The following is a 16,740-nucleotide window of genomic DNA, read 5'->3' as shown; positions in this document are numbered from 1 at the left end:
AAACTATACAGATGAAAAAACTATATGTGACCTTGGTCTTTGCACTGCTTTTTATGGTGAGTGGTAAAGCCCAACAAGACCCTCAGTACACACAGTACATGTATAATATGAATGTGATTAACCCTGCTTATGCTGGGTCTAAGGACAATTTATCAATTGGATTGTTGTATAGATCACAATGGGTAGATATTGAAGGAGCACCTAAAACAGCAACTTTTTCTATCCATAGTCCGGTAGGTGAAAAAGTAGGAATGGGATTGTCTGTCATCTCCGATAACATTGGTCCGGTTGAGGAAAACAATGTGTACGCAGATTTTTCCTATACTTTGAATTTAGGTGGTGAACACCGTTTGGCATTTGGTATGAAAGCTGGAGCAACCTTTCAAAACATTGGGTTGTTCAGCGATATCAATTCGTCTTTGGCAATCAGTGATGACGAGGCCTTTAGTCAAAATACGAGCAATACCTATCTAAATATCGGTTCTGGATTTTTCTATTATACCGATAAATATTATGTGGCCTTTTCTGTGCCAAATATGTTGAAAAGCACCCATTTGGATGTGACCAACAACGGACAGGAATATACCTTTGGTTCGGAAGAATTGCACTATTTCTTAACAGGGGGATATGTGTTTGACCTTTCTGAAAACACCAAGTTCAAACCATCCTTTATGTTGAAATCGGCCTTTAATGCGCCAACATCTTTGGATGTATCTGCAAACGTTTTGTTCTTTGAGCGTTTCGAATTGGGAGCCTCTTACCGTTTGGATGATTCTATTTCTGGATTGGCAAACTTTGCCATTACACCTAATTTAAGAGTGGGGTATGCCTACGATGCCATTACGTCTGACTTAAGTGGAGGTACTTCAGGGTCGCACGAGATCATGGTGTTGTTCGATTTGAACTTTGCTAAGAAGGTATCTGTTTCACCAAGATTTTTCTAACCACAAAAAGCCAATAACAAATGAAAAAAATATACAGTCTTTTATGCTTGTTAATCTGTGTTGCAGCAAGCTACGGACAAAACGCCCAAACAGAACAGGCAGACGAGTTGTTTGAAAGCTATCAATATGTAGATGCTATTGATGCCTATTTAAAATTAGTAGATAACAATAAGGCCGATACTTACGTATATAAGCAATTGGGAGATTGTTACTACAATGTCTTCAATACCGAAGAAGCGGCCAAATGGTATGCCAAGGCAACGCAAACAACCCAAGATGGGGAAACCTATTATCGTTATGCACAGACCTTGAAATCGCAAGGGAAATATGAAGAGGCTAACAAACAAATGGACGTATTCGCCAAATTGATGCCAGAGGACCAGCGTGCCATTACGCATATGAAAAATCCTAATTATGTACCTAGTTTGGCGGATCAAACAAAATTGTTCGATGTAGATAATGTAAGTATCAACAACCAAGAGCAAAGTGATTTTGGTAGCGTACTTTCTAATGACAACACCTTGTATTTTGTAAGTTCTAGAGGAACCAACAGAAAGGACAACTGGACAAATAGCCCATATTTAGATATTTACCAGTCAGTTAGAAATGACGATGGTACTTTGTCTGAGCCAGAAGAATTAAAAAGTTTGAACACACCGTTCCATGATGGACCTATCACTTTGAGTGCCGATGGTAATACCATGATTTTCGCTCGTGATGGTTTGAGCACTGGAAACTACAAAAAAGTTAAGAAGCACAAGGTGAAAGTTGGGCAACAAGGATTGTACAGCGCTACCAAGCAAGATGGTAAGTGGGGTAATATCCAAGCTTTGCCATTCAACAGCACAGAGTATTCTGTAAGTCACCCAAGCTTAAGCGCCGATGGAAAAACGCTGTACTTTGCCTCTAACATGCCAGGTGGTTTTGGAGATACCGATATTTGGAAAGTAAGCGTTAATGGAGGTGCTTATGGCACTCCTGAAAACTTAGGAGCTAATGTAAACACCGCCGGTAAGGAAGGGTTTCCATTTATTAGCGAAGAGCATATTTTATACTTTGCCTCTACTGGAAAGCAAGGTTTAGGAGGTTTCGATGTTTTTAAAGTAGACCTAAGCAAAAATGAAGATGCCATTAACTTGGGAAAGCCTGTAAATACTAAAAGTGACGATTTCTCTTTTAGTGTAAATACAAAGTACAATGTGGGGTATTTCTCTTCAAACAGAACAGGTGTAGACAATATTTATACGGCTATCCCTGTTTGTATTGCTGAGGCTGTGGCCTTGGTTAAGGACGCCATGTCAGGCTCTGTGCTTGCAAATGCTTCAGTATCAATTTTGGACAGCCAAAACAATGTTATTGCTACTGAAGTTAATCAAGCAAACGGTACGGCTACTTTCAAAGTAGAATGCGAAACAGCATACTATTTTAATGTGTCAAGACAGGGATACAAAATGGCAATGGTTGAAGTTGCTCCAAGCAAAGGAGGGACTACCAACGTAACCGTGGTTTTGGAGCCAGAGCATGAATTGATTACAGAAACAGAGGTGAAGTTGAACAATATTTATTTTGAATTTGATAAGAGTAACATCACCCAACAAGGAGCCTTTGAGTTGGATCGATTAGTGGCGGTTATGAAAGAATACCCAGAAATGGAAATCTTGGTACGCTCACATACCGATACCAAAGGGAACCACGAGTACAACCAAAAACTATCTGAAAGACGTGCGCAAGCAACGGTACAATACCTAATTTCTAAAGGGATTGCCAAGGAACGACTTTCAGCTAAGGGAATGGGTAGTTCAGAACCAAAAATAGACTGTAAGTCTAAGTGTACTAAAGAAGAGGATGCGCAAAATAGACGCTCAGAATTCCTGATTGTTAAAAAGTAATTCCATTTTTTAGTATAAATTTGCCGACCAGCCAAAAAAACTAAAAATATCTATAAACTTCTGATAGTCAATTTGCAAATTTTGAGATTGCAGGTTGACTATTGGAGTTTTAAATTATGTAATGAAGAAAGTTAGAATGAAGAAATTTTTAATGTTTGGTTTTTTTGCAATGTGCTTACTAAAAGCTAATGCACAGCTAACCCCAAATGACTGTGCCGATGCTATTATTGTATGTGGAAATGGAAGCTTTAGTAGTAATGCAGAGGGTGCTGGTGATATTGATGAAGTTGCTGCTTGTGGAAGTATTGAACACAATACCATTTGGTTAAAGGTAGATATTGTACAAGCTGGTAATTTAGGTTTTGATTTAATCCCGGATGATGCTGATTTGGCTGTAGATTATGACTTTTGGGTATATGATGCCAATGATGGAAATTGTGGAGATTTTTGGGGTACTCCTATTCGCTGTAATACTATTAATCCAATAGAGGCTGGTTTAACCTATAATAACACAGGAATCGATGGTACTCTAGGCACTACGCAAGGGCCGGGAGCGAACGGTGATTCAGGCTATGTGTATTGGTTGAATGTAAGTGTTGGGGATAGTTATTACATTGTCATTGATAGGCCGTATGAAGGTGGCGGTTTTGAAATTCAATGGACGGGATCAGCCATGGATGGTGATGGAGCGTTTCCAGAATCCCCAGTGGCAAACGAAATAGATGATTTGATGACCTGTAGTACTAATGGGGCTACGGGAATCTTCAATTTAAATGCTGTCAAATCTGATATTAATTCAGATCTCGCAAACAATACCATTCAATTTTATGCTAGTTTGGCCGATGCCACAGATGATAACAATCCTTTGCCTGGAATCTATACCAATACCTCAAATCCGCAGCAAATTTATGCTAAGGTTGAAAATGTGTCTGGTTGCTATGATTTAGTAGAATTCAATTTGATTGTTACAGAAATTCCTGATGCAACGGTAACGGTGGATAATACTGCTGTATGTTATGGTGAAGAAGTAACTTTTACATTCACAGGAACACCTGGTGCGACCGTTGGTTATAGTATTGATGCGGGGACTACCCAACAAATAGTATTAGATGATTCGGGAGAAGCTACTTTAACCCAAACTTATACAGAGGACACGATTTTCGAATTGAAGTATGCCAGAATCCTGGATAGTAATGGCGATGTGGTTTGCTCACAAACCCTGAGTGAAGTTTTGGGAATTACGGTGTATAGTGGTTCAGAGCTTACGGTCACCAATAATTCTCCAATTTGTGAAGGAGAGATAGGGGAAATTACCTTTACAGGAGATCCTAATGCTGCTATTGTGTACCATATAGGTAGTGGAAGTTCTACAACGGTAAACCTTGATGCTTCAGGAAACTTTAGCTTGCAATTTCCGGGGTTAATGACAACCACGGATGTGACTATAGAATCTGTTACCAGTGCCAATTCGCCATTTTGTTCCCTGGATCTTAATGAGGTAGAAACTATTGTAGTTGAAACTATTGTTGCGTTAGAAGAAGAATACATCGTGTCTGAATGTGATACGGATGGCGATGGACAATATACTTTCAATTTGTTGGATTATGAAGCCGATATCTTGGCCAATGCCACAGACCCTTCCAATTATGTGGTGACCTATCATGCCACCCAGCAGGATGCTATTGATGATACAAATGAAATAACAAATCCTAGTGCCTATACAACGGCTCCAAACCCTCAAACGGTATTGGGGATAAGAGTCACTACGGCAGGTTCGTTGTGTTCCAATACAGCAGCTTTGGTCTTGGAAATAACTGTATTGCCAGACCCAAGTACTACCGTGTTGGATCCTATAGTACTTTGCGATTTGCAGACTCCAAATGATACTCAGGAGCCGTTCGATTTAACACAATATGAAGCTACCATTGCCAATGGCATTGCTAACTTAAACTTTACATATCACACTACTCAAACAGAGGCGGAATCTGGTGCGAATCCAATTCCAAATCCTAGCAATTATGTTACAGGAACTAGCACGGTGTATGTAAATGTTACTAGTGCCAATGCAGGAACAACGAGTTGTTATGCGGTATTTAGTTTCGATTTGGAAGTTCAGCCAATACCAACCAGCGCACAGAGTAGTATGACGGTTTGTAGTGCAGATGGCAGTGGGTATTATGCTTTTGATTTAGTTGCTGAGACGGACAATATTTTAGGAACTGGACAAAGTTCTGCAGACTATACAGTATCTTTCTTTGAAGATGCTGCTGCGACAAATGAAATTACAAGTAATCCTTATACCAATACAACTGCTTTCGATCAAACGATCTATGTGTTAATTGCTAGCAGTGCTTCCGGTTGTGCCGAGACGTTTCCGTTTGAATTGAATGTGGAAGCGGCAGCCATTGCCAACATGCCAGAGCCAATGACGGTTTGTGATTACGATGGTGAGAATGACGGCTATGCTGCCTTGGACTTAACAAGTTTAAATGCGGAAGTATTGAATGGGCAAAATCCAACCGATTTTTCTGTGAGCTACTATCTTTCGGAAGCCGATGCAGCTAATGGTAGTAATCCAATTGTTGATCCTGCAGGCTATATAAATGGGACAGCTTATGGTGAAACTATCTACATTAGAGTGGTGAACAATAATATTCCTGACGAGTGTTTTGATACTACTTCTTTTGAATATACGGTGGCACCATTATTGAATCCTGAAATTTATTCCCAGGATGGCAATGATACTATTTGTGTGGATTATGAAACAGGAGAGGTGTTAAATTCTGTAACCTTGGTAAGTGATTTGCAAGATGCCAATTATGCCTATACTTGGTACTTGAATGGTGTTGAAATTGCCGGCGCTACCCAAGGGACCTATACCGTAAATACAGCGTCTCCAGGATTGTATACGGTATCTATTGAAGAAATTCAATCGGAGACCAATTGTACCTCCGAAATCAGCCAGGCTTTTGAAGTATTCCAATCCAGTCAAGCGGTATTGGTAAGTGTCAACCAATCTGGGGCCTTTTCTGCAAATCCAAGCATTATTGTTGAAGTGGAAGGATATGGAGACTATTGGTATCAGTTGGATGACGGACCTATTGTAGATAATGGAGGTGTGTTTACCAATGTAAGTGGTGGTTTACACACGGTTTACGTGCATGATATGACAGCAGAGATTTCTTGTGGTACATTGGTAATTGAGAACATCAGAATTATCGATTATCCTAAAGTGTTTACCCCTAATGGAGATGGTCATAATGATTTCTGGAACATCTTTGCACTTCAGGACCACCGAGAAGCGGAAATATTGATTTATGACCGATATGGAAAAATATTGACTAAAATTAGACCTTCAGGAATGCCTTGGGACGGAAGTTTCAACGGAAAACCTTTACCTTCAACTGACTACTGGTTTGTGTTGACCTATGAAGAGTTTGGGGTTCCTAAGAAATTCCAAGCGCACTTCTCCATCAAGAGATAGATGAAATGGAGTGTTGTCATTCAGAATGGAGTGATAACGCAATGAAGAATCTCTAGTGAAATAAAGTATTGTCAGATTGAGTGATTTTTCGAAAGAAATGAGAAAAATTGTATCGAAATCTATTAAAGCACCTATATCAAATAGGTGCTTTTTTTATTTGATCAGTTTTATAAAATGTTCCAAGCTAGGGTTCATATTGCTGGGGTCCCAAACCATTGAAAGTACCGTACGTTGCGGAATCTTGGAAAGTTCGATAAATTTCACCCCAGGATCGTGCCCTACCTGCAGGGACTTGGGAACAATGGAAACTCCAAATTTATTCTTAATAAGCGAATAAATGGAATCGGCGTGGATGGTATTATGGGACACGATTGGGCTAAAGCCACTGTCGTCAAAAATTTGCATCACCTTTTCGTAATAGGACGTGCTGTACTTGGGATCGAAAAGAATAAAGGATTCGTTCTTTAGTTGGGTCAAGCTTTTAAAATTACTGCTATCCAATGGGTGATCCTTGGGAAGTACCAAACAAAAAGGTTCCTTTAAAATCTGCTTAAAGTAAAGTCCTCTCGGCACGCGTTCCAACCTCACAAATCCAATGTCAATATCATGGGCAATAAGACTGTCTATTTGGCTCTGGTTGTCCATTTCCTTAAGACTAAAGATCACATTAGGATGTTCTTCTTCAAAAGCCAAAAGCAATTTCGGAATAAGCTCCTGCATCGCCGAGCCTACATAACCAAAATTCAGGCGACCCTGCTTACCGTCCTGTAAAAGTTTGGCATGTTCAAAAATGCCATCTAGTCGGGATAAGTTTCTGCTGATTTCAGCATGAAGATAGGCGCCAGCCTTGGTAAGTTTTACATCTCGGTTATGACGCTCAAAAAGCGTAATGCCCAACAATTCTTCCAATTGTTTGATTTGCCTGCTTAACCCTGGTTGGGAAATAAACAGCTTATCGGCCGCTTTTCTAAAGTGCAATTCTTCGGCGACAGCCAAAAAATAGTGCAGGTGACGCAATTCTATTTGATTACTTACAGGCATCAATGAGTGATGTAAATGATATTATTTGCTATCAAAAATAGCGATAACTTTGTAAAAACTAATAGAAAACGAGAGAGAATGATGTTTAAATATGGTATAGATAAGCTTACGGTTGATACCGTAATGGCTCTTGCAGAAGGAACTTTGAAAGGGATTGTGACCGAAGAGGCCAAGGCTAAAGTAGATGCTTGCAGACAAAAGGTAGAAATCATGGCCAATTCCGATAAGGCCGTGTACGGAATCAATACAGGATTTGGGCCGTTGTGCGATGTACAGATTACCCCAGAGGAAACCAGTAAATTACAGGAGAACTTGGTAATTACCCATGCCGTTGGTGTAGGAAACCCGATTGATAAGGAGTTGTCCAAAATCATGATGATTTGTAAGGTTCAGGCCTTATGTCAAGGATTTTCGGGTGTGAGAATGGAAGTGATCGATCGATTGCTGTACTGTATAGAAAATGATCTGTTGCCAGTGGTTCCAGAACAAGGTTCGGTGGGAGCATCGGGCGATTTGGCGCCTTTATCGCATTTATTTTTGCCGTTGTTGGGCGAAGGTGAGTTTTGGGTAGGCGATGTCATTAAACCTGCCAAAGAGGTCTTAAAAACGCATAATTTGGAGCCTATCCAATTACAGGCCAAAGAAGGTTTGGGATTGATCAACGGAACCCAGTTCATTTTGGCCCATGCCATTAAAGGGCTTAAAAAAATGGGATATCTTTTGGACTTGGCCGATGTGGCAGGAGCCATGAGCATTGAGGGCTACCAAGGAAGTGCCTCGCCATTTAAGGAAGCGCTACATACCATCAGACCGTTTCAAGGGAATCTTAAAGTAGCCGAGCGTATGCGCCGATTATTTAAGGATTCCCAAAATATCAAATCGCATTTGGATTGTGCCCGCGTACAGGATCCTTATTCCATGCGTTGTATCCCGCAGGTGCACGGGGCTTCAAGAAATGCTTTCTATCATTTAAATGAATTGGCAGAAATTGAGATGAACTCCGTAACCGATAACCCAATTGTGTTGAGTGAAACGGAAGCCATTTCAGGTGGAAATTTCCACGGGCAACCCTTGGCAATGGCCTTGGATTATGCTTCGATAGCAGCTTCGGAATTAGGAAATATTGCCGATAGAAGATGTTATTTGTTGCTGGAAGGGAAGTTTGGATTACCTCGTTTGTTGACCGAATCTGGAGGGTTGAATTCTGGATTTATGATTCCACAATACACTACAGCGGCTTTGGTAACCGAGAATAAATCTTTGTGTTTCCCGCCTTCCGCAGACAGTGTGCCAACCTCTTTAGGGCAGGAAGACCACGTGTCTATGGGAAGTATCTCTGGGCGTAAGTTCAACCAAATTTTGGGGAATATTGAAAAGATTTTGGCTATCGAATTGATGTATGCAGCCCAAGCCTTGGAATTTAGACGACCAAATACCTTTTCCGATATTGTGGAAGAAAACTTTAAGTTGATCAGAAGTAAAGTGGCGAAGTTGGAAGATGACCGTGTGTTGAAGGACGATATTTATGCCATCATTCAATTTGTACAAGAACAAGCCTTTAGGGTGCAATAAATTGCCTTGGGGCAAACCCGTAATGCATTAAAAAGGTACAATTTTTTAATTTCGAGGCAGGTCTCGAAGTATTCAAATCTCGATTATCGAGTAAAATAGAGAACGATATGACATTTCAAGAACAGATATTACAAGGAATCCCAACAGAGTTACCGGCCAAAAAAGCCTATCCGGAAGGTATTAATAGGGCTCCAAAACGAAAGGATATCCTATCAAAAGAAGACAAGCAATTAGCCGTTAGAAATGCTTTAAGATATTTCCCAGAAGCTTGGCATGCGATTTTGGCGCCTGAATTTGCTGAGGAATTGAAAGAATACGGACGTATTTATATGTACCGCTTCAAACCCGATTACGACTTGTATGCACGACCTATTTCGGAGTATCCGGCACAATGTTCACAGGCGGCAGCTATCCAGTTGATGATTCAAAATAATTTGGATCCTGCGGTAGCGCAGCACCCTGAGGAATTGATTACCTACGGAGGAAACGGTGCTGTGTTCCAAAACTGGGCGCAGTACTTGTTGACCATGAAATATTTGGCCACGATGACAGAGGAGCAGACCTTGCACATGTATTCTGGCCACCCAATGGGATTGTTCCCATCGTCTAAAGCTGCACCACGAGTAGTTGTAACTAATGGGATGATGATTCCTAACTATTCCCAACCTGATGATTGGGAAAAGTTCAACGCTTTGGGAGTTACCCAATATGGTCAGATGACTGCGGGCTCTTTTATGTATATCGGCCCACAGGGAATTGTACACGGAACCACAATTACCGTGATGAACGCCTTCAGAAAAATACTGAAGAAAGAAGAGTCTTCCGCTGGAAAAATATTTTTAACTGCCGGTTTGGGTGGTATGAGTGGTGCGCAACCTAAGGCAGGGAATATTGCGGGTTGTATCACGGTGTGTGCCGAAGTGAATCCAAAAGCGGCCACCAAACGACACCAACAAGGCTGGGTAGATGAATTGATTGATTCTATGGAAGCTTTGATTACTCGTGTGAAAAAAGCGCAAGAGGCTAATGAAGTGGTTTCCATTGCCTACATTGGAAATATTGTGGAGGTATGGGAACGTTTTGATGAAGAAAACATCTTTATCCATGTAGGGTCAGATCAAACCTCTTTACACATTCCGTGGACTGGTGGTTACTATCCTGTGGATGTGAGTTATGAGGAATCCAATCGCTTGATTCGTGAGGAGCCGGAAGTATTTAAGGAAAAGGTTCAGGAAAGTTTACGTCGTCATGCCGCGGCTATCAACAAACATACAGCCAAAGGCACGTATTTCTTCGATTATGGAAATGCCTTTCTATTGGAAGCTTCTCGTGCAGGCGCCGATGTGATGGCCGAAAATAAAATTGATTTTAGATATCCTTCCTATGTTCAGGATATTTTGGGACCTATGTGTTTCGACTATGGTTTTGGACCCTTCCGTTGGGTGTGTACGTCTGGAAAATCTGAGGATTTAGATGCTACGGACCAAATTGCTATGGAAGTACTGCAGCAAATTATGGAAGTGTCCCCAGAGGAAATCCAATTGCAAATGCAGGACAACATCACTTGGATTAAAAATGCAAAGCAGAACAAAATGGTGGTGGGCTCACAAGCCAGAATTCTATATGCCGATGCCGAAGGGCGTGCCAAAATAGCCGAAGCCTTCAATAATGCCATTGCAGAAGGAAAAATTGGCCCTGTGGTATTAGGACGCGACCACCACGATGTAAGTGGGACCGATTCTCCATATCGCGAGACTTCCAACATTTATGACGGTAGTAAGTTCACGGCTGATATGGCCATTCAAAACGTGATTGGCGACAGCTTTAGAGGCGCTACCTGGGTGTCAATCCACAACGGTGGTGGCGTTGGCTGGGGTGAAGTGATCAACGGTGGTTTTGGGATGCTGTTGAACGGCACCAAAGAAGCCGAAGCACGCCTAAAAAGTATGTTGTTTTACGATGTCAATAACGGTATTGCCAGACGTAGTTGGGCCAGAAACAAAGAAGCAAGATTCGCCATTGAACGCGAAATGCAGCGTACACCAAGCCTAAAGGTGACCTTGCCTCATTTGGTGGCTGAAGATATTTTGACGGATTTATTTTAGTCAAGACCTTAGTAGTTTGAAGCACGAAGCTTGAAGTTGAAAGGAATGGAGTAGAGATGAGTTTTGTCATTCCGACGAAGGAGGAATCTCTTTTCGTTCTCTTTCGTTAATGTAACTTGATATTGAGTGCTGAAGAGAAATATGATATAAAAGTCCTGTTTTACGACAGGACTTTTTTGTTTCTTTAGGTAGTGTTTTTTTATAAATGGACATTCCCATAATCTCTGTTCAAAGGTTTCTAATAAGTGAGTAACTCTTTTGAAAATATGAGGATGTTGTATAATTATTTGGAATTGTATAAATAAAGAAATGGAAACATATTACAGAGTTCTATTAGGTGCAGAATATGCCAAGAAAAAGGGGAAGTACGGTATAGTAGATACAGAAAATATTGAAATGTCAGACCTACTAGAGACACTTGAAGATGGTGTTGAAATTTACAAAGGTATGCTAGATGGAATTAAATTCAATTTTGAAGGAGGAGTAGGAAAACAACTTGCAGATTACCAAATGCCATATCAGCCTATAAGGTTGATTTCGACAAAAATGCAGAGATTAATCCAAGATTATGTAGATGAAAGTCAAATTCAGTTTGTGGAAACTTGTGTTTTAAAGGGCTCCGAAAGTCATGAATATTATATAATGCATTTCAAAATCAAAATAGATGTGCTTGATAGAAGTAAAATGAGAGATAATCTAATCAATCCAATTATTGATAGAAATAAAATGCCTAAAAATGTCAATGTATTTTGTTACGAGGAATTTGACCCTTCGTCATTTTGTATTTCTGAAAAAGTAAAAGATTTGCTGATAAAAAATAAAGTTACAGGTTGTTATTTTCAAAAGATAACATTCGATAATCGGAGCTAGCACTCGTCTGTGACGAGAGCTAAAATTGTCCTAAATCTTAAAGCAAAGAGGTTTTGTCGATTTATGGTTGAGAAATAAAGCTCTCATTACAAATGGGCGCTAGCGGGGGGATTTGAACCTTAAATTGAACCTAATAAATACTATTTTTCCTTGTTCATGTACTCTGATGGTATTTCAAAATCTCCCTTTTCTGATATTGACTGAAAATTTATTAGAGTACAATTTTTTGCATTTTTGTCATATTGAGTTTTATCAATTTTGGTTATGTTTCTTGTTCTATTATTTATTTTAAAATATCTAGACTCCTGCTCTTCATTAAAACCAATAAGTTGTTTCAAGTATAAATAGTTATTATCGAGATAAAATTCAATACAATTATCTAGGATAGGAGTTCCTCCTCCATATCCTATAGAAAAATAATTAAACGCTATATTTTTTGTGTCATAAGAAACGGAGTATTCATATTTTAATCTAAGCTCGTGAGGGTCTTCACCCTCGACCCATCCACATGAATTAAAATAAAAAAACAACACTATAATAATTAATCTTCTAAATTTATTGTCCATATATATCTTTGATAAGTTGTAGATAAGGGGGCTCTCCTGCTAGTGTTGGTCTGTGACGAGTATTAAAATAGACTAGCGACATTTATTTTTTATGGTTTGCCCTTGTTAATTCATTACAATATTTTTTTCCATTAACAATTAAATTAAATGCAGGGCTTTTATCCAAAGCCTGGTAATATTCTCTTCCGTTTTTGCCGACTGAAATTTTAGTAAGCTCTTTTAGCTCTAATAACAATTTAAGTTCATTTTGCTTATCAATAATTAGATGATCCCTTTTGGTAATTGAAACACTACTTATTCCATTAAAATCTTTGGTAGTTATAAACTGAATAATAAATCTAGCATTGCAGTTTGCATCATTCTTAAAATCGATATTTCTTTTAATTATCAAATCCAAATCTTCTTTGTTTTCTATCTTGAGGTCATATTGGTCTTTAATCTCTAACAGACTTCTAACATCTAGATTATTAGTTCTTTTGTTTTTGTCATTTGAACAAGAATGAAATAGAAGCAATATGACTATGATAAATTTTATTTTAATCATTAGTGGCTTTTTCTATAATTTCGATTGTTGAGAAAATTAACTGTTATTTTTTTTATAACCACTTACAGAATAATCACCTGGTTCAGATTTAAAAATTCTTTTGATGGTATTTTTTGCTTGAAATTGATTAAAACCCGATTTCATTTTGGGATGGTATAATAGTTTGATAACATCAATATCTAGCTGAGAAAACTCATCATTTAATTTTGCCTCATCAACTTGATTTTCGTAAAAAACACTGTCAGTGTGTATATTTGAGTCAGAAGGCAATCCTATACTATGGGCAATTTCTTCTATTATTGCAGACAATTGCACATCTATAGGCTCATCAGTGTTAATAAATATCTTACTATTTGTTATTTCACAGCTTCCCCAATCAAACTCAATTTCGGACAAACCAGCAACACTTTCATTAATACCGTCAAAAAAACCTGGGTTTTGCTTATTCATTTGTTCTATACTACTTAAGAAAATAATGGCGTTACTTTTTAACCGATCATCTGTTAGTAAAATCTTAAAACCATCTGTAAATAAAGAATTAATATTTTCAATCACTTCTTCTATTTTAATAACCTGATTTTTATTTTCCTTGTCTTTAGAAACATAAAGAACCATCTTTGAATTCCACTTTATTGTCTTTTTAGGACTTTGCCCATAATCAGAATTTAAAGCAACTTCTTGAAAATATTCTATTAGTTGTTTTTCATAAGTAGTAAGGTTTATCTTTTCGGGAGAGTTTATCATTTTGAAAATGAATATTCCACCACATAAAAAGGAAATAACTAATATTAAATATTTTGTTATGAGTTTTGAGGTGTCTTTTTCTTTAAGTGCCATCCTTACTTAGATATGTTTCCTTACCATTTTGTTGATATAATATTTCTTATACTAGTGCTGGTCAGTTAAGAGTGCTGAATTGATTGTCTCAAATCCTGTAGCGTAGCGGTCTTGATTCTAAAATTGTCTACATCCGCACTTTTCCAAGCAGCATTAACTTTTCCGAAGCCGCCATACCATTAGGGTTGCACCCTAGTTGGCCTTCGGGAACTTCCATGCCTAATTCTTTGTAAAACGCGATCCAAGAGGGATTGAAGTTACCAGTATCTGGATCCTTGAACGTCATGGGGTTCAATTTAAAAATGCTGTCTTTTGCAAAAGCTCTGTATACAAATCCTGAGCAATAATAACTGCTGTCATTCATGACATAACTAAAGTTATAGGGCTTGCCCAGCATAGTTTTGGCTGTGTTGATAGCGTCAGGAATGGCTTTTTGATAGTCGGGTTTCAAGCGATAAGCGATCACCGTTCTCTCTTGCGGTAAGCTGTCTGAGGGAGGGTAGATAAACTCTCGCAAACTAATCTTGCAGGAACCACCTTCTGTATCGGCATGCAATACAAAAATGCTGTCGCCTACTACTTCAACCAATCCCATATGGGAGAAATGGGTGGCTTTATCGGTTTGGGTCACCGCATCTATAGCTTGGGATAAGCTGCTTTCGGCAGATTCCCTAAACAATACATCACCAGTCTGCAAAATGACATTCTGTGCTTGCATTGCTATTGCATATATGGTTAGTAAGAGAAAGGTGATGTATTTTTTGTTCATGTTAAATGGATGTCTTTGCTTTTTTTAATGCTACTGAACCTCCTAACCAAGCCATTGGGATGTAGGCTACAACAAGGTCTAATACTGTAAACCACGTAGGCCCAGGGAGCATATAATTCACCATGATACCGCCTATTAAAAACAAGATTCCTATTGCCATGGCAAAAATCATTTTATGGCTAGCTGCTAAACGAGCAGCGATAATGGCTCCTATAAAAGTGCCGAGGGCGTGGGCCAAAAATGGAAACAGAAAATGTTTAGGTTCCATAGTGGGCATCGCCTCTGCTAGAGCATTCATGTCATTAGGGTCTATGCCTTCCATGGGAAACAAAGTGTGTCCTAGGGCTACCAGTCCCATATTAATGGCGCTTCCGCCAAGCCATCCCAAAATAAGGGCTAAAATGTTTCGTACGATTCGCATTGCATTGTGTATTGTTAGTTAGATGGTAGCCAAAATAGATAAAATTTTTGGAAGCAGGGTAGCTGAAAGTTTAGAGTTGGGAAGAGAAGGGCGAGGAGTGAACAGCTAGGGGCAAAAAGGGGGTTTGTCTTTCCTGATTTTTGGTGTTGAAGCTCTTTGAAATCACTTATCAGTTGCGAAATAAGTGTTGTTTTAACATTTTTTGCATATATTTATAAATGATTGATGTTAAATAGGTTAAAAAATGTAATTATGAAGAGAAAACTACACTGTTATTTTTGCGCCCTTTTTATAGGCTTTTCTGTAGGGGTATATGCACAAACTGATGTGACTTTGATACCGGATAGCAATTTTGAACAAAAATTGATTGATCTAGGATATGATGATGTTTTGGATGGGGAAGTGCTTACTAATAGCATTAATACCATTACTTCTCTTGATTTACAAAGTGCAAATATTAGTGACCTTACGGGAATCGAAGATTTTACTTCACTTAATTTTTTGTATCTGTATTATAATAACCTTGACGAAATAGATGTTAGTGCTTTAACTCAATTAAAACAGTTATACTTAAATGGTAACAATGTTAGCGAGTTAGATCTTAGCAATAATTCGCTTTTAAAACATTTGGATATTACAGGAAATAATTTGTCTAGTTTGGATATTAGTAATTGTAGTCAATTAATAAGTTTGAAAGCTTACAATAATAATTTATCCTATTTAGATATCAGTAATAATACCTCACTAACAAGCTTATTTTTAAATAATAACTCTTTTACAGAACTTACCTTGTCCAATAGTACTCTTACAGGGTTATTCACGGAGGGAAATTCATTAACTTCTTTAGACCTCTCTAATCTGCCTTCATTGAATTTTTTGGACTGTTCTAATTCAGGATTAACGTCTCTAGATGTAAGTAACAATCCAAATTTATCCATATTAAAATGTCACAATAATGATTTAACCGAATTGGATCTTAGTAATAACCCAGATTTGGGTGAGTTAAAATGTATGGACAATGCACTCGCTGAACTGGATGTATCCTTATGTGAAAGTATTTATACCGTTGATTGTTCAAATAACAATTTGACAGCTGTAAATGTGTCAGGAGCATCTTCTGCTACTACAAATATGTTGTTTCAGTTTGTGTGCGATAACAACCAGCTGACTTCGGTGGATTTTAGTGAATTAGGAACGGATAGTGTGTTTAAAATATCGGCTTCCAACAATAATTTTTCGGAGGTGAATTTAAGTAATTTGGATTTATCCGGATACATTCAGTTGGACTTCACTTCTAATCCAGATCTTACCTGTATCCTTGTGGATGAAGGGGTAAGTGTGGATCCTATATTTTTGGATATAGATGAACAGACGGAGCTAAGCCCTGAATGTACGGCCTTAAGTGTTTCTGAAGTGGATTTTGAGGCTGTAAGCATTGTAAATCCTGTAAAAGACCTTTTAGTGATTCAGCTTCCGGAATCTGTTGAAATTCATGAGGTGAGCCTTTATAATCTGTCTGGCCAGGAAATTTTGCATGCCTCAAATAGCGACATTGATGTTTCGTCTTTTAGCAATGGTTTGTATATGGCCAAAATAATAACCAATAAGGGGACCTTGGTAAAAAAGATTCTTAAATAATAGAATCTTTCACTTGCCTTTATTTTAAACGAATACTCTGATTACCCTTTTCAATTTTCA

Annotated in this window: 13 protein-coding genes; 7 read left to right on the top strand and 6 right to left on the bottom strand. The window is 38.5% G+C overall.

Annotated elements, in window-relative coordinates; genetic code table 11:
• Positions 1–11: 11 nt before the first annotated feature.
• The 3 genes from ZA05_RS05215 (at position 12) to ZA05_RS05205 (ending at position 6,317) form a co-directional block, all read left to right on the top strand.
• Complete coding sequence (locus tag ZA05_RS05215; RefSeq protein ID WP_053990619.1) at positions 12–944, top strand: type IX secretion system membrane protein PorP/SprF; 933 nt, start codon at positions 12–14, stop codon at positions 942–944.
• A gap of 20 nt (positions 945–964) precedes the next feature.
• Positions 965–2,833, top strand: a complete 1,869-nt coding sequence (locus ZA05_RS05210) for an OmpA family protein (RefSeq protein WP_053990618.1) — start codon at positions 965–967, stop codon at positions 2,831–2,833.
• Positions 2,834–2,954: 121 nt separating this feature from the next.
• Complete coding sequence (locus ZA05_RS05205) at positions 2,955–6,317, top strand: T9SS type B sorting domain-containing protein (RefSeq protein WP_157514532.1); 3,363 nt, start codon at positions 2,955–2,957, stop codon at positions 6,315–6,317.
• Between the two features lie 153 nt (positions 6,318–6,470).
• Here ZA05_RS05205 and ZA05_RS05200 read toward each other — a convergent pair whose 3' ends face one another.
• A complete protein-coding gene (locus ZA05_RS05200) occupies positions 6,471–7,358 on the bottom strand; it encodes a LysR family transcriptional regulator (RefSeq protein ID WP_053990616.1) in 888 nt (295 codons plus the stop codon).
• 81 nt (positions 7,359–7,439) lie between these two features.
• On the opposite strand from ZA05_RS05200, the gene hutH reads away from it, so the two are divergent.
• From hutH to ZA05_RS05185, 3 genes are all read left to right on the top strand, one after another.
• Positions 7,440–8,930 (top strand): histidine ammonia-lyase, encoded by a 1,491-nt coding sequence (hutH, locus tag ZA05_RS05195; RefSeq protein ID WP_197276052.1) that lies wholly within the window; start codon positions 7,440–7,442, stop codon positions 8,928–8,930.
• Between the two features lie 107 nt (positions 8,931–9,037).
• Entirely contained in the window at positions 9,038–11,035 is a 1,998-nt protein-coding gene (locus tag ZA05_RS05190) for a urocanate hydratase (RefSeq protein ID WP_053990614.1), read from the top strand.
• 309 nt (positions 11,036–11,344) lie between these two features.
• Entirely contained in the window at positions 11,345–11,905 is a 561-nt protein-coding gene (locus ZA05_RS05185) for an imm11 family protein (RefSeq protein ID WP_053990613.1), read from the top strand.
• 140 nt (positions 11,906–12,045) lie between these two features.
• Here the strand turns inward: ZA05_RS05185 and ZA05_RS05180 are convergent, their stop codons facing one another.
• The 5 genes from ZA05_RS05180 to ZA05_RS05160 form a co-directional block, all read right to left on the bottom strand.
• Positions 12,046–12,471 carry a hypothetical protein gene (locus ZA05_RS05180; protein ID WP_053990612.1) on the bottom strand — a complete coding sequence of 142 codons (426 nt, stop codon included), beginning with the start codon at positions 12,469–12,471 and terminating at the stop codon, positions 12,046–12,048.
• A gap of 82 nt (positions 12,472–12,553) precedes the next feature.
• Positions 12,554–13,015 (bottom strand): hypothetical protein, encoded by a 462-nt coding sequence (locus ZA05_RS05175; protein WP_053990611.1) that lies wholly within the window; start codon positions 13,013–13,015, stop codon positions 12,554–12,556.
• Positions 13,016–13,051: 36 nt separating this feature from the next.
• A complete protein-coding gene (locus tag ZA05_RS05170) occupies positions 13,052–13,852 on the bottom strand; it encodes a DUF2927 domain-containing protein (protein ID WP_082333682.1) in 801 nt (266 codons plus the stop codon).
• A gap of 127 nt (positions 13,853–13,979) precedes the next feature.
• Complete coding sequence (locus tag ZA05_RS05165; protein WP_053990733.1) at positions 13,980–14,570, bottom strand: YiiX/YebB-like N1pC/P60 family cysteine hydrolase; 591 nt, start codon at positions 14,568–14,570, stop codon at positions 13,980–13,982.
• A 52-nt stretch (positions 14,571–14,622) separates the two neighbouring features.
• Positions 14,623–15,042 (bottom strand): hypothetical protein, encoded by a 420-nt coding sequence (locus ZA05_RS05160; RefSeq protein WP_053990609.1) that lies wholly within the window; start codon positions 15,040–15,042, stop codon positions 14,623–14,625.
• A gap of 252 nt (positions 15,043–15,294) precedes the next feature.
• On the opposite strand from ZA05_RS05160, the gene ZA05_RS05155 reads away from it, so the two are divergent.
• Positions 15,295–16,680, top strand: a complete 1,386-nt coding sequence (locus ZA05_RS05155; protein WP_197276046.1) for a T9SS type A sorting domain-containing protein — start codon at positions 15,295–15,297, stop codon at positions 16,678–16,680.
• Positions 16,681–16,740: the final 60 nt, after the last annotated feature.

Source organism: Mangrovimonas sp. TPBH4, assembly GCF_001280505.1.
In the GTDB taxonomy this organism is placed as follows: Bacteria; Bacteroidota; Bacteroidia; order Flavobacteriales; family Flavobacteriaceae; genus Mangrovimonas_A.
This window is presented reverse-complemented; position numbering and strand designations above follow the sequence as displayed.